This window comes from Micromonospora sp. WMMD956 (genome assembly GCF_029626125.1).
Classification (GTDB): Bacteria; Actinomycetota; Actinomycetes; order Mycobacteriales; family Micromonosporaceae; genus Micromonospora; species Micromonospora carbonacea.
This window is the reverse complement of the sequence record NZ_JARUBI010000005.1, coordinates 7,526,742-7,544,666: the sequence shown is the minus strand read 5'-3', so window position 1 is coordinate 7,544,666 and position 17,925 is coordinate 7,526,742. Positions and strand designations below refer to the sequence as shown.

At 71.0% G+C, this 17,925-nt stretch carries 21 protein-coding genes; 13 read left to right on the top strand and 8 right to left on the bottom strand.

The window, feature by feature from the left end:
- The 3 genes from O7628_RS32640 to O7628_RS32630 all read left to right on the top strand — a co-directional run.
- On the top strand, positions 1-2,015 hold a 2,015-nt coding region (locus tag O7628_RS32640; protein WP_278136163.1), incomplete at its 5' end, for a WD40 repeat domain-containing protein.
- The gene (locus tag O7628_RS32635) at positions 2,012-2,890 is read left to right on the top strand and encodes an S-4TM family putative pore-forming effector (protein WP_278127530.1); all 879 of its coding nucleotides are present in this window, start codon (positions 2,012-2,014) and stop codon (positions 2,888-2,890) included. The genes O7628_RS32640 and O7628_RS32635, both read left to right, overlap by 4 nt.
- The gene (locus tag O7628_RS32630) at positions 2,887-3,702 is read left to right on the top strand and encodes a hypothetical protein (protein WP_278127529.1); all 816 of its coding nucleotides are present in this window, start codon (positions 2,887-2,889) and stop codon (positions 3,700-3,702) included. The genes O7628_RS32635 and O7628_RS32630 overlap by 4 nt, the downstream gene beginning before the upstream one ends.
- A 74-nt stretch (positions 3,703-3,776) precedes the next feature.
- On the opposite strand, the gene O7628_RS32625 is transcribed toward O7628_RS32630, so the two are convergent.
- The 4 genes from O7628_RS32625 to O7628_RS32610 form a co-directional block, all read right to left on the bottom strand.
- Complete coding sequence (locus tag O7628_RS32625; RefSeq protein WP_278127528.1) at positions 3,777-4,229, bottom strand: SitI3 family protein; 453 nt, start codon at positions 4,227-4,229, stop codon at positions 3,777-3,779.
- Between the two features lie 16 nt (positions 4,230-4,245).
- Positions 4,246-4,656, bottom strand: a complete 411-nt coding sequence (locus O7628_RS32620) for a hypothetical protein (protein ID WP_278127527.1) — start codon at positions 4,654-4,656, stop codon at positions 4,246-4,248.
- A gap of 176 nt (positions 4,657-4,832) precedes the next feature.
- Positions 4,833-5,360, bottom strand: a complete 528-nt coding sequence (locus O7628_RS32615; RefSeq protein ID WP_278127526.1) for a DUF6244 family protein — start codon at positions 5,358-5,360, stop codon at positions 4,833-4,835.
- 120 nt (positions 5,361-5,480) lie between these two features.
- Positions 5,481-6,257 carry a hypothetical protein gene (locus O7628_RS32610; RefSeq protein WP_278127525.1) on the bottom strand — a complete coding sequence of 259 codons (777 nt, stop codon included), beginning with the start codon at positions 6,255-6,257 and terminating at the stop codon, positions 5,481-5,483.
- A gap of 282 nt (positions 6,258-6,539) precedes the next feature.
- Here O7628_RS32610 and O7628_RS32605 point away from each other — a divergent pair, with 282 nt between their 5' ends.
- Both O7628_RS32605 and O7628_RS32600 read left to right on the top strand, forming a co-directional pair.
- Positions 6,540-7,115, top strand: coding sequence for a hypothetical protein (locus O7628_RS32605; protein WP_278127524.1), 576 nt, complete (start codon positions 6,540-6,542; stop codon positions 7,113-7,115).
- Positions 7,108-7,950 (top strand): DNA methyltransferase, encoded by an 843-nt coding sequence (locus O7628_RS32600; protein ID WP_278127523.1) that lies wholly within the window; start codon positions 7,108-7,110, stop codon positions 7,948-7,950. The genes O7628_RS32605 and O7628_RS32600 overlap by 8 nt, the downstream gene beginning before the upstream one ends.
- A gap of 134 nt (positions 7,951-8,084) precedes the next feature.
- Here the strand turns inward: O7628_RS32600 and O7628_RS32595 are convergent, their stop codons facing one another.
- Together O7628_RS32595 and O7628_RS32590 are read right to left on the bottom strand one after the other, a co-directional pair.
- On the bottom strand, positions 8,085-8,435 hold the full coding sequence (locus O7628_RS32595) for a hypothetical protein (RefSeq protein WP_091284988.1): 351 nt from the start codon (positions 8,433-8,435) through the stop codon (positions 8,085-8,087).
- A gap of 60 nt (positions 8,436-8,495) precedes the next feature.
- Positions 8,496-8,948, bottom strand: coding sequence for a hypothetical protein (locus O7628_RS32590; RefSeq protein ID WP_278127522.1), 453 nt, complete (start codon positions 8,946-8,948; stop codon positions 8,496-8,498).
- A gap of 348 nt (positions 8,949-9,296) precedes the next feature.
- Between O7628_RS32590 and O7628_RS32585 the strand changes: the two genes are divergently transcribed.
- From O7628_RS32585 to O7628_RS32550, 8 genes are all read left to right on the top strand, one after another.
- Positions 9,297-9,773 (top strand): hypothetical protein, encoded by a 477-nt coding sequence (locus tag O7628_RS32585; RefSeq protein ID WP_278127521.1) that lies wholly within the window; start codon positions 9,297-9,299, stop codon positions 9,771-9,773.
- Between the two features lie 160 nt (positions 9,774-9,933).
- Entirely contained in the window at positions 9,934-10,131 is a 198-nt protein-coding gene (locus O7628_RS32580) for a hypothetical protein (RefSeq protein ID WP_091284998.1), read from the top strand.
- Positions 10,128-10,742: a hypothetical protein gene (locus O7628_RS32575; RefSeq protein WP_091285002.1), complete on the top strand. Its 615-nt coding sequence runs from the start codon at positions 10,128-10,130 to the stop codon at positions 10,740-10,742. Before O7628_RS32580 ends, O7628_RS32575 begins: the two co-directional genes overlap by 4 nt.
- A complete protein-coding gene (locus O7628_RS32570) occupies positions 10,739-11,158 on the top strand; it encodes a hypothetical protein (protein ID WP_074472906.1) in 420 nt (139 codons plus the stop codon). Before O7628_RS32575 ends, O7628_RS32570 begins: the two co-directional genes overlap by 4 nt.
- Complete coding sequence (locus tag O7628_RS32565; RefSeq protein ID WP_278127520.1) at positions 11,151-11,384, top strand: hypothetical protein; 234 nt, start codon at positions 11,151-11,153, stop codon at positions 11,382-11,384. The genes O7628_RS32570 and O7628_RS32565 overlap by 8 nt, the downstream gene beginning before the upstream one ends.
- An 86-nt stretch (positions 11,385-11,470) precedes the next feature.
- Positions 11,471-11,815 carry a hypothetical protein gene (locus O7628_RS32560; protein WP_278127519.1) on the top strand — a complete coding sequence of 115 codons (345 nt, stop codon included), beginning with the start codon at positions 11,471-11,473 and terminating at the stop codon, positions 11,813-11,815.
- A 265-nt stretch (positions 11,816-12,080) separates the two neighbouring features.
- Positions 12,081-12,785, top strand: coding sequence for a GGDEF domain-containing protein (locus tag O7628_RS32555; protein ID WP_278136162.1), 705 nt, complete (start codon positions 12,081-12,083; stop codon positions 12,783-12,785).
- A complete protein-coding gene (locus O7628_RS32550; RefSeq protein WP_278136161.1) occupies positions 12,782-14,071 on the top strand; it encodes a hypothetical protein in 1,290 nt (429 codons plus the stop codon). Before O7628_RS32555 ends, O7628_RS32550 begins: the two co-directional genes overlap by 4 nt.
- Positions 14,072-14,300: 229 nt before the next feature.
- Here the strand turns inward: O7628_RS32550 and O7628_RS32545 are convergent, their stop codons facing one another.
- Positions 14,301-15,404, bottom strand: coding sequence for a hypothetical protein (locus tag O7628_RS32545; RefSeq protein ID WP_278136160.1), 1,104 nt, complete (start codon positions 15,402-15,404; stop codon positions 14,301-14,303).
- Entirely contained in the window at positions 15,401-17,797 is a 2,397-nt protein-coding gene (locus tag O7628_RS32540; protein ID WP_278136159.1) for a DEAD/DEAH box helicase, read from the bottom strand. The genes O7628_RS32545 and O7628_RS32540 overlap by 4 nt, the downstream gene beginning before the upstream one ends.
- Positions 17,798-17,925: the final 128 nt, after the last annotated feature.

Sequence of the window (17,925 nt, the reverse complement as noted above, 5' to 3'; positions counted from 1 at the left end):
ACGAGAACGCCGCCTACGTCAGCGGCCTCCAGCTCAACACGGACGGCACGGTCATGCTCGCGTCCGCCGAAAATGGCGCGCAGATCTGGACGAGCGAGGGTGCCCGCGCCTGGACCCCGCACACCATCCCCTCGGGCGGCGTGCTGAGTCCGGACGGCACGCTAGTCGCCGCTCCAGAAGGCGACGGGCATCGCCTGATCGACGTCACGGACCCAGCGAAACCGCGGCCGGCCGCGATGGTGCCCGCCGCCAGCCCGGTCACGTTCAGCCCGGACAGCCGGTCGTTGATCGCCGGTACGTACCCGCCGACCGTGTGGTCGTTGACGGACCCGGAGCAACCGGAACGCATCGGTCCGGCCGGGAATCCCGAGGACGGGGACCGTAGCGCAGGGGCGATCGCCATGTGTGGCACCACCACCGTCGCGGTCGGGCATCTCGGCGCGACCCGGCTCTATCGCCTGCGGGATAGCGCGGCGGCCGAGTTGCTCGCCGAGACCGACGGCAACCCAAACCGCGAGATCGGTGTGCTGGTCTGCACGGATGAGCTGCTGGTCGCCGCTGACCTTGGCCAAATCGGGGTCGGTGACCTGGACAGCTCGGTGACGGTCTGGGAGATCGACGAACCGGTCAAGCCGGTCCGCTACGCGACGCTCGGTGCACAGCAGGGAATCGCGACTGGGCTCGCGCTGCACGACCGTACGCTCGCTGTCACCGGCGACAGCGGCACCCGGATCGGTTTCCTCCCGTACAGCGAGGCCGGTGAGGGAAGGTTCGAAGACGTGGCCATGGTGGCGGGCATCGGCAGTGTCGCCTTCGGGTCCGGCGACGATATGTTGTTCACCGGCCGCCTCGACCGTGGTCCCGGCATCAGTTTGTGGGACATCACCGACGTGTCCGATGCAGACCTGATCTCGAACAACGACGCGGCCTTCGCGTGGTCGACCTCGCTCGCCGGTGATCTCCTCGCCGCCTCCGGCTCCGCCCCGAGCAGAATCGGCGAGGAGCAGGGCCCGGAGGTGACTCTGCTGCGCGCGACGGCAGACGGCCGTCTGGCGAGGCTCTCGTCGCTGAAGCTGCCGCCCGGCGGCACGGACTCCTACTACCCCGAGGTGGCACTCAGCCCGGATCGCCAACTGCTGGCGGCGTCGCTGCCCGGCGGTGCCCGGCTCTGGCACCTCGACGAGCACGGTCGGCCCACCCGGGCCGGCGACGTCGCGAACAGCGCGCCATTCACTGCGCTGAGCTTCACCCACGATCCGCGGGTGTTGATCGGCATCGACCAGCGTGGCAACGCCTCGGTATGGGACCTCACGGATCCGGCGCGACCACGTGCCGCAGGCACCCTGACCGGACCCGGAAACGGCACGGAAGCGGCATGGTCGTCGCTCTCCGCGGCCGTGGGCGCTCCGGTCATGGCGACCGCGAGTACCGACGGCAGCCGGGTGGTGCTGTGGCGGACCGACGATCCGCTCGCCCCAGTGCCGGCGAGCACGATCGTGCTGCCGCCGCTGCCCACGTCGACCGCGCTCACCCCTCGCGAATTTGAGCCGCTGATCGAGCTCGCCCCCAACGGGCGTCGCTTGATCACAACCGAGGGCACCTCCTCCCGGCTGAAACTCTGGGAACTCCACGATCTGACTAAGCCGGCTGGCATGAGTCTCCCCGAGCAGGTCGCCGGGCACGACGTGGCCTTCGGCCCGACTGGCAACCTGCTCGGCACGTTGGGTGGTGAGATGGCGACGGCTCACCTCTGGGACCTCACAGATGCGCGGCATCCGGTGCAACTGCGCCGTGTCATCAGCGGCCCGCAGGGACATTCGCAGGTGTCGAACGTGCAGTTCGGAGAAGCGATGTTCTACGTGGGCGAGACCATGCGTGGACTGCCGGTCGCAGAACAGGCACGGATGAGCGTGAATCCGCGCGCCTACGCCTGCGGCATCGTGGGACACGGGCCGAACCGCTCGGAGTGGGCGGCAGTCCTGCCCGGCCGCGAGTGGCAGGAAGCATGTCCGTGACCTCGCCGATCGCGCAGCGCCAGAACGGGCGGTACGCGCTGAATCTGCTGGCGGCCCAGCGGGCGCTCTACCGGGAGGTCCGAGTGCTCCGGCGGCTGCGTACCTCGATCGTCGTGGCCGGTGCTGCGGCGGGCTGTCTCGTCGCGCTCGTGCTGGCTCCCGACCCGGTCGCGGTCGGTGTGGTGACCGGCATCGGACTGCTGCTGGTCAGCCTGACCACCGGCGGGCGGGAGCGGCGCCGGCAGGGTGCCGCGGTCGCGGTGCAGGAGGAGTTCGACACCTACGTGTACGGGCTGCCGTGGAACCCCCTGTTGGCCGACCGGCCGAGCACCGAGCTAATCGCGGCGTACGCGGGGCGGCATCGGTCGCGGCACGGAGACGCGGGCCTCACCGACTGGTACTCGGTGCCCGACGGCGTCGACCGGTGGACCGCGGTACTGCTCTGCCAACGCACGAACGTTTCCTGGGACGCGCCGCTGCACCGGCGGTGGACCGTATTGCTGGGCATCGGCCTCGCCGTGCCGACCGCCGCCGTACTCACAGTGGCGGTCTTGGGCCTACTGAGCCCGGCCGAGCTGACAGCGGCGGTGCTTGCCCCACTGCTCGCGCCGGTGCACGCGCTCATTGAGTCCCTGCGCGGCAACGCCGAGCATGCCCGACGCGGCGCTCGGCTCGACGCCGAGATCGCCCGGCTGCTGCGGGACGGCGCGGGTCCGCACGACTACCGGCAAATCCAGAACCAGATCTTCGCGCTACGCGAGGCCGGGCCCCTCGTGCCCGACCTGCTCTACCGGCTGCGGCGGCCGTCGCTGCACCGGATCGTCCAAGGCCAGAACGACCACCTGACCACCCGAGCCGAAGGAAACCTGTCATGATCGTTCCTGTCCTCATCGGGCTCCTCGCCGCCACGGCGTCGCCTGCCCTGTCCGCACCGGTGGCGGTCGAGTTCTTCCGCACACTCACCGCCTCCACGGTCAGCGGCGACCCCGGAGCGCCCGCGGTCGCAATCTCCGTGCGGCAGGCAACCGCCTGCGACCTAACCACTGCCCTGGGGGAGCCAGTGCCGGGTGCCCGGCTGACCGTCGACGGCAAGGTCGTCTACGACGGAGAGGCCCCGCCGCCCGGGGCCGAGACGGAGCCAGACGAGGACGCGAGTGTCGTGTTGCGGGCCGACGTCGAAGCGCTGCTGGCGCTCGCGCCGTCGGATGCCCCGACCGGAGAGGTGACATTGTCCTGCAGGGACCGCGCCGGTTCCTGGGTTGATGTCGTGAACGAGCCGTGGCGCCATGGCGGCTTCGATGACCTGCCACTTGCCATGCCGGAAGCTGTGGCCGAGCAGGGACAGCCGCTGACGGTATATGACATCTGGGGCATATATCAGGCCGCCGATCCGGTCGTCTACCAGATGAAGATCGACGCGCAGCCCGCGACCATAACGACGGGCGAGAACGCCGGGGCCATGCAGGTGTCGCTGCCTGGGGAGCTACGACCCGGCCTACACGATGTGACGGTGCAGATGGGAGAAAAGGTGATGACCGTGCCGTTCATCCAGAAGGGGAATATCGTCGAGGCGCAGCCCTCCTCCTCGCCGAGCCTGCTTAAGTGGATTTACGCCGGCACCGGGCTCGCCGCAATCGTCGTGCTCATGATCGTGGTGCTCCTGCGTCAGCGCCGCCGAGGCCAATAGAGGCCGTACCGTGCCGGTGCCGACCCGATGATCCGGTGCCGCGCAGGAGACGGTGGCAGAGTGGGGGCGGGCGCTCAGCCGGTGATGAAGTGGATGAGGTGGTAGCGGTCCCACCAGTCGTCGCTGTGGTGCAGGTGGATGGTGCCGTTGGTGCGGGTCAGGAGGAGGCGGTTGCCGTCCTGGATGAGGGCGGCGTCCCCCTGCCGTCCGGCCAGGACCCTGGACACCGTGGCGATCATGTTGGGGATGGCTTTGTCGGCTAGATCGTCCGCGTGGGGGGAAAAGGTGACGTTGACGTACGCGTCGGGTTCCCATTCCCAGCGGGTGTCGTCGCTCTCGGCTTCGTAGTAGCCGTGGGTGCCGGCGCGGACGGTGATGGCGTAGCCGCGTTGGTCGTAGAGGCGGGCGGTGAACAGCCGCGGGTTCGCTGTCGGTCGCGGTATCTCGTCGGGGTGTGCGGCGGTGAGCGCGGCGATCTCGTCGACGGGTGGATTGCCGGCGAGGATCAGCCGGAACTCAACGCCCATGTCCGCCCGCCTCTACTCAGTTTCGCCGGATGATCTGTTGGATCGTACCGTCGGGTTGCACCACGGCCAGTTCCTTCAGCCCGTCGATGGGCCAGTCGTCGAACTGTCGTCGTAGCGCGCTGAGGTCACCTTCCCAGTCCTGGAGGTTCACCACGACCCGCTGGGTCTGCTCGTCGTCGATCTTCTCCCGGACCTGACTCCAGACGTTGCGCACGGAGGTGCGGGCGGCGGGGGAGTAGCAGTCGAAGACGTGGCCTTCGACGAGGTAGTCGGGGTCCTTGTCCGGGTTGCCGTGGTCGCCGGTGCGTTCGCGGGCGTCGCCGGTCTCGGCTGGGGTGGGGTTCTGGTGCACCCGGTAGCCCTTGGCGGCCAGACTGTCGGCGCATTCGTTCTCCAGTTCCAGGGCTCGTCGGGTGCTGTCGTCCACCTTGGGCCCGATTCTGGTACGCGGACCGGTCGGCGTGCCGCCGGGGACGCCGGTGGGTTGCCGGCTCCACGGCGGAAACACCTCACCCCCAACCCGGGCGTGACCGGGCTCGGCGGGAAAGGGATCGGCGCTGGCGGCGGGGGTGGGGCTGGCCGGTGGGTGCCGGTCAGCCCCGCTCAGTTTCCCGAGGCCCCGAGCTGCCGGGCCTGGCCGGTGGCGGCTTCGATGGCTTGCGCGGCGGTGCCGGCGCGGTGTACGAGTAGCACGAGGACCTGTTTGACGCCGTCGAGGGCCTGCAGGAGCGGGCCCGGTTGTCCGCCCTGCAGGACTGCGCTGACAAGGTTTCGGGTGTCGTCGAGGTGGCTGATCGTCGCGGTGGCGGACTCGCGGGCGGCGGTGATGCGTTGCTGCACCGGGGCGAGCGCGGCGATGGTCTCCTGCGTGGCGGCTTGCCGGGGAACCGCTGCGGCGGCCGCGGTCGCCTCCCCGACCGCAGCGGCAACACTGCCCAGCCCGCCCTGGACGGTGGAGACCGTCGCCCGTACCCGGGCGATGCCGGCAGCGACCCCGGCGAAGCCTGCGGCGGCGGCCCGTAGGGCGATTTCCTGGGCCTGCCGGTCGACCGCCGCCGTGAGACCCTGGGCCCGGTCGACGCCCGCCGTCAGCGCCCGCAACTCCCCGATGATCTGTTCCATGCTCGACACGCGTCAGCCACCCCGACCGAGAACGGACTCCGAACCCCGCAACGCAACCTACCCGGACGACCCGGCCCAGGGGCACCCGAACCGCCTGGAAACGTCGAGGACGCCGGACGTGTGATGCCGTCAGGCCGCCGTAGCGGCGGGTCGCTGGGCGGGCGGGCGCATCGCGCCGGAGAGGTCGCCTCGGGTGACGGCGGCGGCCACGACACGTTCGGCTCGCCTTCTGCGCATCCGCAGGACCGAGGCGGTCACGCCCTGCTCGGCGGCCAGTTGCTCGATCAGCGCGTCGCCGAACCGGGTTGCGCTGATCAGCTCGGCGGCCTCGGCGGTGATCAGGCCGGCGGCGGCTGCCCGGCCGAGCAGCAGGTCCGGGTGCCCGTAGGGCATGCGCGGTGACCGCGAGCCGGTGGGCAGGTCCAGCGGGAGTTCCTGTCCGTCGTCGGCCTTGACGACGGCCGCGCCTGCGCGCCACGCGGCCCAGCACAGCCGTAGCCACAGCCGGGGTGGGGCGGGGTCCGCCGTGCGTAGGGCGTGGAGGAACCCGGCCAGCACCTCGGAGTCCACGTCGTCGGCGTGCCGGGCGTGGCCGCGGCTGATCTTCGCCGCGAGGTGCGTCAGCGCGGGCAGGGCGACGCCGATCGCGCCGACGACCCAGGCCGGCCCCCAACCGCGGGTGTGGTGGGCGAGTTGCCGCCACACCGCGTCGGTGGTGTCACTGTCGTAGCGGTTGAACATGAGCAGGGTGCGTAGCTCGTCCAGCGGCATCGTCGTGTCCGGCAGGCCCGGAACCGGGCGGGCGTCGAACACCAGCGGCGCGGGTTCGCAGGTCAGCAGAGTGAACGCCTGCTCGGCGGTGCTCAGGGCCGTGACGGCCGTTCTGGTGCGGGTGGTCGTTGCCATCGTGAGTTCCCCTCGGCGGTAGCGCTTCGCCCGACTGCGAAGGCTTCGAGACCCCCGATTGGGACAGCTCCACCTGACACCAGAAGGAGTTGTCAGACCGGGACAGGCCGTGTCCGTCCCGGTCAGGTTCGCGGCGGTGCCGACCGTTCGCGTGCCCGTCCACCGGGCGGCGGTGCGTGTGACCTGACCGGTTCGGTCAGGTCGGGGGTGGGTTCGATCGACCTGACAGCCACGCACTGGGGATCGTCAGTACGTCCCGCCGGTCCGGGGGCCACCGCGCCTATGACCGACAGAAACCCGCACCAGGCACCGGTCCCCGTGGGGGACGTGGTGCCCGGCGACGCGCCCGTGCCGATCACCGTCTGGCCGGTCCCGGCCCCACCACAGGGCGAGACTATGTCCAACGCGATGGGCGTACGGCTGGTCCACAACCTCACCCACCCATCCGACCTGGTCATCGACCTGGCCGTGGGCCCGCAGTTGGCCCGCGCGGTCATCGCCGCCCATCGCCGCAGCCACCTGCAGTCGACCCGACTGCTCGGCTGGGGTCGGGAAGCGGCGACGCTGATCGTCACCGGCTGGCCCCCCGACGGCGGCGTCTCGGCGGTGGAGTTCTTCCTGCGCTGCCACGCGAGCCTCCTACCGGGCGGCTGCGTGGCCGTGCTGCTGCCGCACGGGGACCTGATCCTGCCGGTCGACGTGGTCATCGCCGCGAAGCGGGCCGGGCTGGCGTACCTGCAGCACGTCGTGGCGGCCGATCGGCCGCCACGACGTGGTCAGCGGGCGCAGCTGGACATCCACACCGATGTGCTGATCCTGACCCGCAGCGTGCCGCAGCCCGGAGGCGTCGATGGATGAGCCCATGCCGGTGACGTCGGTGTGGCTGACCTGCCAGCAACCGGCCCGGGACCAGCGGCGGGGCCGCTACGTGCCGGAGACCTCCAGCCATCCGGGAAAGATGCTGCCCCACCTGGCCGCGCACGCGATCAGCTCGTACACCGCGCCGGGGGATCTGGTGTTCGACCCGATGTGCGGCTCCGGGACCACTCTGGTCGAGGCGATGCACCTCGGCCGGCAGGGGATCGGGATCGACATCGAACCCCGGTTCACCGGGCTGGCCGCCTCCAACGTCGCCCTGGCCGCGTCGCAGGGCGCGACCGGGTCGGCGCAGGTGTTCACCGGCGACGCCACGGGTCTGCTCGACCTGGTGCCGGCGTCGGTGGTCGGCCGGGTGGGGCTGGTGCTCACCTCACCGCCGTACGGGCGAGGAACGCACGGCCTCGTGCGCGCGACGAGCGCCGGGGTCCGCAAGCGGTACCACGTGTACGGGGACCGGGAACGCGGCAACCTCGCCTACGGCGGATGGTTCCGCCTGTTCGACGGGTTCGCCGCGATCCTGGCCGCCAGCCACCGGCTGCTACGTCCCGGCGGGACCGTGGTGATCACCTGCCGCCCCGTACGCCGCCGGCGCGACGATCTCATCGACCTGCCCGGGCAACTGCTCGCGGTCGCCCGGTCGGTGGGGCTCGTGCCGGTGCAGCGGTGCGCGGCGATGCTCGCGGCCGTCCGCGACGGACAGATCGTGCACCGGGCGAACATGTTCGGGCTCCTGGCCGTCCGCCGTGCCAGGGACGAGGGCATCCCCGTGCACCTGATCGCCCACGAGGACGTGCTGGTCCTACGTCGCTGCTGAACGCCCGCAGGTTCAGCCCATCGGCTCAGATGAGGGACCGGAATCCTGGGCGTCCGTGAGAGTCAGCGGGCAGGAGCGGTCTCCGCGCGGGTCACCGCCAACGCCCGAGCGATTATCGGACACGAGGTTCACGGTCAGGCCGGTGTCCCCGGTGCCTGGACGATGACTGCGGCCTCGGGAACGCGGTCGTCGGCGATCAGAGCGGACAGCTCATCGAGTAGTCGTTCGAGATCGTCGCGGTTCTCAAGGTCGTAGTGCTTGTTGACCATCCTGTCGTCGGCGAGGCGGACTGTCGTCAGCTCCGCCTCGCCGGTGGCCCAGATGATGATCGCGGCGAGCCACGTCGTGGACTCGAACTCGCTGACCACGACCGCCTTGCCGTGGTTCGGCTGGATCGGGTGCGTGTGCCACCGCATCCCCAGCCTCGCCCACGTCTCTGCTCGGGCCTTGACGGTGACCGGCAGCGCCTCCAGGGGAAACGTCATGCCCGTGACTGTCGCACGGCCCCCCCACCGGCTGAATCGGCACCGGCCGCGGCGGTGCGTTCAGTCGAACCAGTTGAACAGCAGGTTTCCGAGCCGGTCCGGCCGGTGGTAGGCGGCATCGCGGCGTTCGTCCTCGGTGAGGAATCGCAGATCACTGTCGCCGAGTGGCTGGATCAGCTCTGCGGCCGTGGCGACCCGCAACCCCGCCTCGGAGAACAGGTTGCCGGCCGGCACGTTGACGAACGTCAGCGTCACCGCGTGGTGATCCTGCGGCTCGGCCGCAGCGACCAACAATGCCGCAGCGTTGAACAGCAGGCCCACCGCTACTCCATCGCGGAGCCTCACACCCACCCGGTAGCAGTTCCGGCCGGCGGCGGGCTCCTCGACCGGGGTGGTGACGGTCCCGCCGGAAGCACGCATGCTGGCGTGCACCGCAGCGAGCCACACGGCACGAGCAACCGGATCGTGGTGTGGCCTGGTCGCCCCTGCCTGCGCCACGTCCACGATCTCCACGGCTGAATTGTCCGTAGCCGGTGGCCCGGACGTCGAGTCCCGCACGGGAACAATCTGACAGATCGCGGCTTTCGGCGGGCTGACAGCCTCTGCCAGCCGTGCCGACCTGACAGCAGGGCCCGTGGGACTCTGGCCGAGGCTAACCTGAAGGCTCTCCTTCTTCTCGTGCCCCCTGATCTGGCCTCTTCTCGCGACGGCATCGCGCCCACCGGCTCCGGTCGGCCGCCGTCGCCCGCGTCTGATCCGGCCCCACACGGTCCACGACCCTCTGCCCATGCCACAAGGGCAAGGGCGATGTTCCCGTTCCGCCCGGCGGTCACCACCCAGTGGCCGCCTTCGTGCTGTCCGATGGAGGACGACATGCTCGTGCCCCGCTGGTACCTGACTACCCCCGACTGGTTCGCCGAGCTGCCCGACGCGATCCCCAGCGGCGACGACGGCAAGACCGTGACCAACCAGCACGTACGACTGCACCACGACGGGCCTCCCGCTGGCCCGGCGGAGAGCGACGCCGCGATGCGCGTGGCCCTGCTGGCCGTCGAGCAGCTCAGCGAGGCCATGACCCACGCCGCCGACTGCCACGACCTGACTGAACTGGCCCGGCTGCTGTGCGGCCTCAACCTCGTCCAGGCACATCTGACCCAGACGATCCAGCGCATCGCCGAGAACGTCCACGGCGGTGCCTTCAGCGGACTCGCCGCCGTGCCGGACACCGTCGTGCAGGCCCTCACCGACAGCCTCAGCACCGCTGGCACAAACGGCGAGATCCTCGCCGGTCACCTCAAGGACGCCCACCTGATCCTGCGCTCCGTCGCCGTCGCGTAGCCCCAGCCTTCACCGGCAGGCGTGATCCGGCACCGGACACGCAGCCGTCTCGACCCGCATCATCCGGCCGATGCCCGGCCGACCGCGCACACCCGCGCAACATCCGGGCACGGCCAGCAGGCGTGCCCGGATTCCATCCACCAACAGATGGAGGAATCCCGTGCCACACCACCTCTCGACACTCTCCGGCCCCCGCCGCCGGATCCAGCCGCACCACCTCAACGACAGCCCCACCGACACTCTTGCCGCGAACCTCGGCCGCCGTGCCGAGGCCATCCGCTGCTGGGAACTTCCCGCGCTGCGACGGATGCGCAACGCCCTCACCGGCCCGGTACCCGCCCCGGTGGTGCTCGCATGACCGCCCCCGAGATTCCCGCGGTGCCGGTACGCCTGGCCCGGCGGCCCGTCGTCGGAGGGCTGGTCGTCCCATGGATCACCGCCCGCACCCCCGACGGCCGGTACCGGTTCGGCACCGTCGACCACCATCGTCACGTCTGCGCACTGCAGGAACGGCTCTGCCAGACCTGCGGCGACGAACTCGACCCCGGGCGGATCGTCTTCGCGGTGCGCGACAGCGACCTGCGGCTGCTCGTCAGCCCCGAGCCGGGCATGCACCCCGTCTGCGCCGCCTACTCCGCCAGCGGCTGCCCCATGTTGGCCGGCCGGATGAGCCACTACCGCACGACACCACTGGCCGCGCAGCTGACCGAGGCTGGCGCGTCCTTCCACGGCGATCCCACCGGAATCCGCCCGGCGGCACCCGCCGAACGCTGGCACCTGCTCTGGACCACCGGCTACCGGGCCTTTACGAATCCGCTCACCGGCCAACCGGCCGCAATGGTGCTGCCGGAGCAGATTCTGCGCGTCCGCCCGATCGGCCCACCTCCGCCGCTGCGCCCCGCCGATCGCACCCCGGACAGCGAGCCCGGCCCCGCGTCCACCCCTGGCCCCGAACGGAGTCCGTCATGACCCTGCATGTCATCGCCGTCTACCACAACACCGAAAGCCGATTCCTCCCGTACGAGCCGGGCCACGCCCTCACCCAGGTCATCTCCTACTGGCGGCGTCTGCCCGCCTTCGCCAAAGCGGAGCGGACCGCCAGCTGGATCTACGGCCTGTTCAACGTCGACCTCGACCAGCTGCAGACCTGCCGCGAGACGCTGAGTGGAGAGGCCGACTTCCTCATCGCCTGTACCTACCGGCTGCTGCGCCTGCGTTCGATGTCCACCGGAGACGTCATCGCCATCACCGCCAACGAACGCACCACCTGGCTGGCCTGCGAGTTCGGCGGATGGAGGCGCATCGACCCGCCGAACAACATCACCGGGGAACCGTTCACCGCCGGCACCATCCACCAGCACCTGCGGCGAGACCGCCGTGCGTGAGCACCCCTGCCGCCACCACCCGCGGGGCCGGCACACCGATGCCTGCCTGACCGGCTCGTGCGGCTACTGCGGCACCAGCCTCCAACTCATTGCCTCCGGCGAATGCCGCTCCTGCCTGCTGATCGTCTGCGAGGCATGCGATGCCGGCTACCACCCCGACCTCGGCCCCATCTGCCGCTCCTGCGCCCAACCCGACGCCAGCCGCAAGACCCGCCCGGCCACCTGACCGTGCCCTGGGACCACCCCGTACGGCCACCCTCATCGCCCGCCGGCCCCGCCGAGCGGGCACGTCACCCTTCCCGGAGGTTCCGCATGACACCCAAACCATTTCCCGTCATCGCCGTCACCGGTAGCCGGCTGCTGCGCGCCGAGCTGCGCACCGTCGAACAGCAGGCCGGATACGAGTTCGAGTACGCCGACTCCGTTCCCCAGAGCCGCCGCTACGCCAGCCGCCGCCCGCTGATCGTCATCGGCTCCGACCTGGTCACCCGGTTCCGCAACCGGCTCGCCTGCCGCGGCATCGTCGTCGTGGCCTCGGTGAACCCGCCCGACGCGAGGGTCTGGGTGCACGCCGAGCGCGTCGGCGCAACTTACGTCATCGTCCTGCCCGCCGCCTCCTCCTGGCTGGTCCACCACCTCCTGCGCGACCTGCCGTAGCAACTGCCTGCCGGGCCAGCTCGCGCCGAGGCCGTCGGGCATCGGACCGAACAGAGTTCCGGTGCCCGGTGATCAGCATCCCCCGACCGGGCGGCAGCGCATCCAGCAGCAACGCCGAGCCCGCCCCACGGTGCCCGTTGCCGGGACACCGAGCACAGAAAGCGGCCCGCCATCAGGCGGGCCGTCGTCGTTTCAGGACCCGGGACGCACAGCGCGTGTAGGAAACGTACGCGTCCCGGGTTCTCCATCGGAATGGAGGAACCCAGTGTTCACCACACTCCTCGCGATCGCCACCATCGTGGCGGCGATCCTCGGAGCCGGCGTCGGCTACCTCGCGGCCCGGCCCACCATCACCCGGCTGCGCGCCGAGCTGGCCGACGCCGCCTGGCAACTGACCCACGACCCGCTCACCGGCCTGCTCAACCGCACCGGCCTGCGCACCATCCACACCGCCGTCGGCGCGAGCTCCCCACCGCAGCGCCTCGTCGTCATGCTCATCGACCTCGACCGGTTCAAGGAGGTCAACGACACCCACGGTCACGACGCGGGCGACGACCTGCTCGTGGAGATCGCCGACCGGCTCGCCCAGGCCGTCCACACCTACGGCGGCACCGTCGCCCGGCTGGCCGGCGACGAGTTCACCACCATCCTGCCTCTGCGGCACTACCTGGCCGGCGACATCGCCGACCGGATCGCCAGCGTCATCGCCGCGCCGGTCAACGTGCAGGTCAACGGCGGCCTGGCCACGGTCACCGTCACGGCCAGCGTCGGCATCGCGACCGTGGTCAGCACCGACCCGTTGCAGGACATCGCGCTGCACCGCGCCGACATCGCCATGTACCACGCGAAGCGCCAGGGACCCGGCCGGCACGTCGTCTACGCCGACGGCATGACGATGCCCGACCGTGTACACCGTCGGGGACCGCGGCTGCGTGACCTGCGCCGCGACCAGCGGGGGAGCGCCGAATGAACCTCGCGACCCTCACCGCCTGCGCGACCTGCCGGCTGGCCCTCACCGAGCACCCCGACGGGCACGGCACCATCTACCGGCACCCCGTGACCGAAGGCCGTCATGCCGTCGTTCCCGTCGACGCCGACCAGGTGAACGACGTGTTCGACCGCTGCCACACCTGCACCGGCGCGCCGCCGGTGTGGAACTACCACACCAGCCTCATCCAGATCGCGGTCCTCGCGGCCGTCGAGACCTACAACGACCAGTGGCACGTCTGCTACCGATGCGCCCAGTTCATCGAGGCCGACGACTCCGAGGGCCTCACCGCCCACTGCGCCGCCCGCATGCAGTGGCAGCCCCACCACCACGAGTACGCCGTCCTCCGCGCACTGCACCGCGGCATCATCCTCGGCCGCGAAAGCAGGACCCTGCTCACCACCACCGACTGGCCGCCGGCCCGGCTCACCGCCGACATGCTGCCGAAGATCCGCGACCGGTTCACCGGCCTCCTCCGCGGCCCCGCGCACCTGCCCTCACACCTCAACGAACCCGACCACCGCCGGGCCCTGGCCGACCAGCTCGACCTCGCACCCATGTACTGGATCAACCAGGAGTTCACCGACATGGTCAACCAAGTCGGCAACAACCAGCCACCGGCGGCCGTCACCGACGACCTCGCCGCCACACCGGCCGGGCTGCTCGCCTGGCCCGAACCCGTCGGCGACACCCGGCAGCTCGCTGCCGTGTCCTGGACACCCCACGCGGACGGCTGGCAGCTCATCGGCTACCGCAGCATCGGCGGCACCGCCCTCGACGACCTGATGCCCGCACTACGACACGAGATCGGCTGGCTCGTACCCATCCACGCCGAACACGTAACCCGAGGGACCAAGCTCGACGGACGACACCCGCTCGGCCCCCTCGTCACCACCTGGCTGCTGATCAGACAGCAACTGGCCGAGGCGGTGCCGGCGAAACTGCCCAAGGCAACCACCAGGGCGTACCAGCGACACCGGCGTCCTGCCCCCGAGGTCAAAATCGTGCGCATCGCACCGCGCAGCACCACCACCGCACCTCAACGAGGCAAAGCCGGTGAAGGCTCCACGCGGGCCAAGCCCGACCACCGCTACTGGGTCTCCGGCCACGACCGCCAACAGCCGTACGGCCCCGGTCGCAGCCTCCGCCGCACCATCGAGATCGCGCCCTTCCTCAAGGGAGACGAGGGTCTGCCGATCAAACTCAGTACCACCGTCCGTGCCCTCGGTAGCCGAGGCGATGACCGGACGCGGCGTACCGACCAATAGCTGTGCGTGTGTGGTGGTGGAGCTTGATCCACCACCACACACGCACTGCGGCCTTTTTGCGTCTGGATGCCCGGTCGCCGCTTGTGCGCGACCGATGTGGTCTGACCTCTCGATCGGCCCGGGCGCGAGCGCATCGGCCGGGAGGATGCCCGACAGGCGCCGTGGCCCGGCCGGCGATCGTCCTCGATGGCTGGTCGACGTCAGTTCTCCGCGCCGGAGGGCAGGGTGGTCAGGGGCCTTGGGGTAGCCGATGTTGCATGTCACTCGCCTCGGCCCCCGGGTGTCTCCTCCGTGGTTGGCCGACCCGCGGGGAGGTCGGTTCAGTGGTGGGGACCGCACGGGTGGGGCCCGGCAGCCGGTTGCTGCTGGGTGAGGGGGGCCGGTCGTGGGGGTGGTGACACGGGGTCGGTGGCGGGGTGTCGAAGATCAGGGTGGCGGTGACGAGTCGGTGGTCGGAGGGGTAGGGCTGTTGTGCTGGGACGTGGACGCGGTAGCTGTGGGGGTCGACGTGGGGGCGCATGGTGTCGTTGGCGAGGAGCCAGTCGATGAGCAGGCCGCCGCCGGCGTCGATGTCGTTGTTGACGGTGGGGAGCAGGGGTATGTGGGGGTTGGCGGTCCGGGCGAGTTCGGCGAGGGCGTGGAAGCCGCATCCGTCGGTGCGGTGGTGGGTTTCGGGGTTCCAGCGTCCGATGAGGTGGTCGACGGCGTCGGTGTCGGCGGTCCAGGTGCCGTCGGGGTGTCGGCGTGCTTTCTGGGCGCGGGCGCGGTGGCCGGCGGCTGCCCAGTCGCGTTGGGGGAGGTGGGGGCCGGAGGCGGTGCTGTTGAGGTCGCCTCCGACGATGACGGGCATGTCGGTGGTGCCGTAGCGGTCGAGCAGGGCGGCCTGTTGGCGGCGGCGGATGCCGCAGTGGGGGTCCCAGTGGGTGACGGCTGCGGCGAAGGTGGTGCGGCTGTCGGGGGTGCCGGGTGCGCCGGTGCCGCGGATCGCGAAGACGGCGATGTTGCGCTTGTCGGCGAAGACGTGCGGGTCGGCGGGGGCGGGCCAGGAGCGCAGGGTCAGCAGCGTCGGGTCGTAGAGGATGGCGGGTGGCATGGGGCTGTGTGGGTCGTGGCCGAGCACGCCGACGTAGGGGCGGTCGAACCGGTCGGCGAGCAGTTCTGCGGCGTGGTGCAGGGGGCGTTGGCCGTTCTCGTGCCAGGTCTTGGCCTCGCAGAGCAGGATCAGTGCGGGTGGGGCCTGCACGTCGTGGAAGGCGTCCACGAGGGGGCGTAGGTTGCGTTGGCCGTGGCGGAGGCCGCCGGCTTCGAAGTTGAACAACGCGATGGGGATCATGGTTGCTCCGTGGGTGGGGTGTTCTGGTGGGCAGGCGTGGGGCTTGCCGGGTCCGGGGTGCTTGTCCGGCGGCGGGCGGTGACCTGGCGGGTGCGGGCCCAGCCGGAGGGGGTCTCCCACTGCATCCCGATGGCACCGAGCGCGGCGGCCTGGTTGGGGGTCAGGGTGCCGGCGCGGCGGGCCGCGCGCTGCTTCTTGAGCCAACTAGACAGGTTGATGTCGCCTTCGCGGTGGCCTTTGCGGGGGTGCAGGTGGCCTTCCCGCTGGTAGTAGGCGGTGGCCGCTGCGAGGTTGCGCTGCCAGGCGGCCTCGCGGATGGACCAGTGGATGCCCAGTGTTTCCAGGGCGCGGACCCGCTCGGCGCTGAGGACGCCCTTCTGGTAGTCGACGCGTCGGGCGGAGAGCCAGCGGTAGAGGTCGATGCCGTTGACGGTGTGGCCGAAGGGAACGTCGAGGTGGCCGTGTTCGGCGTGGAACCGGCGGGCGGCGGCGTACCCGTCGTGGTGGGCTGCCCGGATGCTCCAGTCGATGCCCAAGGCGTCGAGGTCGGCGACCCGGTCGGCGGGCAGGGTGCCGGCGCGGCGGGCCGCGCGTTGCTGCCACAGCCAGGTGTAGAGGTCGAACCCGTCGAGGACGTGGCCGTGGGGGACGTGCAGGTGTCCGTGCTCGGCGTGGAACCGTCGCGCGTAGGTGAGCCCGCGGGCCCAGATTCCTTCCCGGGGTTCCCAGTGGAAGCCGAGCGCGTTCAGGTGATCGACGCGGTCCTGGTCCAGGCGGCCGGCCTTGTGGTCGGCGCGCTGCCGGAAGACCCACCGGTCGAGGCGGACACCCTGCCGGAGGTGACCGGTCGGGACCCGGGTGTGGCCGTGGTCGGCGTGGAAGTCGCGCAGGGCGCCGTAGCCGACCATCCAGTCGGGGGTGGTTTCCTCCAGCACCCGCACCGTCAGGTGCCGCAGCAACTGCTCGGACGCGTATCCGTCGGGCAGGCGGACCAGCAGCCGCGGCGGCAGCTCCGCGGCCCCGGTGCCGGTGTGGGCGCGTTGGAGGTCGAGGTCGGCCGCCAGGGCGCTGTCGTGGGCCCGCAACGCCCGCAGCGTCTGCAGCAGGGTCGCCCAGCGGGTCATGTTCCCGGCCAGGTCGGAGGTCATGTCGGCGGGGTCGTCCGGAAGCAGCACCGGAAGCAGGATGGTGGCGATGCCGGAACCGGCCGGATTGCGGCGCACCGCCCGCCCCACTACCTGGACGACGTCCACGGGGGATTCCTTCGGTGCGGTGAGCACGATCGCGTCCACGGCGGGCACGTCCACGCCCTCGCCCAGGCACCGCGCGTTGGACAGCACCGTCCATCCGTCCTCGGGCGGGTCGGCCAGCCGTTGCAGGTGCAGGCGCCGCTGGGTGATGCTCTGGGTGCCGTCGACGTGTCCCACCGTCAGCCGGCCCTTCGGCCGTTCGCCGGCAGGCAGCGACTCCACGGCGGCCGGCAGTGTGCGGGCGAACTCCCGGCTGGCCTGCACCCGGGGCGTGAACACCAATATCCGCCGGAGACCGAACTCCGCCGCGGCCCGGATCAGGGCGGTCTGCACCACCACCGTCCGCAACGGCGCGGCCCGCGCATCGGCCACCGCGGCCGGGTCCAGATCGCGCAGCATCTCCAACGCCTGCGCGGACGTGACCCCGATGGCGAGGACCCGGTAGTCGTCCAGCCAGCCGTCACTGATGGCCTGCGCGAACGAGTACGTGTAGCAGACGGGCCCGAACACCGTCGTCTCATCCATCGACAGCACGTCGTCACCGTCGCCGCTGGTGCGGAGCCTGGCCGGCAGCAGCCGGGGCGTGGCCGACATGTACAGCCGCCGCCGCGCCGGCAGATGCTCGTCACGGTGCACCAGCGCACCGTGCTTGCCCGCCCAACCGGCCGTGTGGTGCGCCTCGTCCACGATCAGCAGGTCGGCGGCCACCCCGGCGGCGTTCAGGCCCCTGCCCACGGTGTCCGCCGACCGGTGCGTGACCAGCACCAGACTCAACCCCGACGCCGCATCGTGCTGCCTCGCCCATCCGGCGATCTGCGCCGCGTCGGTGGTCACCGGGCAGGTCAGGTCCACCACCCGCACCGCTTCGTCGGCGACACCGCCGTCCCCGCACACCGCCAGCACCCGGGCGGCCGCACCCGCCCGGACCCACACGTTCAATGTCTGGGCCAGCAGGGTCAGCGACGGCACGGCCACCACCACCAGCCCTGAGGGACACAGCCGGACCCCCGCGTGCACAGCCACGATCGACTTTCCGCTGCCGCAGGCCGCCCGTACCTGACCACGGCCGCCGTCCGCCAGCGCCGCGACTACCGCGTCGACGGCCTCCCGCTGGTAGCCGCGCAGCGTCGGCATCGGCGTCATCAGCGGGTACGCCGGTCGACGCGCGACAGCCGGCCGGGAGCGGCGGACGGCGCACAGGCCGATGCGGACCGGAGGACTGCGTCGTGGAGACGCCGGGGGTGGGAAAGCAAGGGTGTGCTCCTGGGCCA

Bases quoted from the DNA above. Each gene is read 5' to 3' on its own strand.
- O7628_RS32630 (WP_278127529.1), top strand. From the start codon at position 2,887: ATGATCGTTCCTGTCCTCATCGGGCTCCTCGCCGCCACGGCGTCGCCT.
- O7628_RS32625 (WP_278127528.1), bottom strand. From the start codon at position 4,229: ATGGGCGTTGAGTTCCGGCTGATCCTCGCCGGCAATCCACCCGTCGAC.
- O7628_RS32610 (WP_278127525.1), bottom strand. From the start codon at position 6,257: ATGGCAACGACCACCCGCACCAGAACGGCCGTCACGGCCCTGAGCACC.
- O7628_RS32605 (WP_278127524.1), top strand. From the start codon at position 6,540: ATGACCGACAGAAACCCGCACCAGGCACCGGTCCCCGTGGGGGACGTG.
- O7628_RS32600 (WP_278127523.1), top strand. From the start codon at position 7,108: ATGGATGAGCCCATGCCGGTGACGTCGGTGTGGCTGACCTGCCAGCAA.
- O7628_RS32595 (WP_091284988.1), bottom strand. From the start codon at position 8,435: ATGACGTTTCCCCTGGAGGCGCTGCCGGTCACCGTCAAGGCCCGAGCA.
- O7628_RS32585 (WP_278127521.1), top strand. From the start codon at position 9,297: ATGGAGGACGACATGCTCGTGCCCCGCTGGTACCTGACTACCCCCGAC.
- O7628_RS32575 (WP_091285002.1), top strand. From the start codon at position 10,128: ATGACCGCCCCCGAGATTCCCGCGGTGCCGGTACGCCTGGCCCGGCGG.
- O7628_RS32570 (WP_074472906.1), top strand. From the start codon at position 10,739: ATGACCCTGCATGTCATCGCCGTCTACCACAACACCGAAAGCCGATTC.
- O7628_RS32560 (WP_278127519.1), top strand. From the start codon at position 11,471: ATGACACCCAAACCATTTCCCGTCATCGCCGTCACCGGTAGCCGGCTG.
- O7628_RS32550 (WP_278136161.1), top strand. From the start codon at position 12,782: ATGAACCTCGCGACCCTCACCGCCTGCGCGACCTGCCGGCTGGCCCTC.
- O7628_RS32545 (WP_278136160.1), bottom strand. From the start codon at position 15,404: ATGATCCCCATCGCGTTGTTCAACTTCGAAGCCGGCGGCCTCCGCCAC.
- O7628_RS32540 (WP_278136159.1), bottom strand. From the start codon at position 17,797: ATGACGCCGATGCCGACGCTGCGCGGCTACCAGCGGGAGGCCGTCGAC.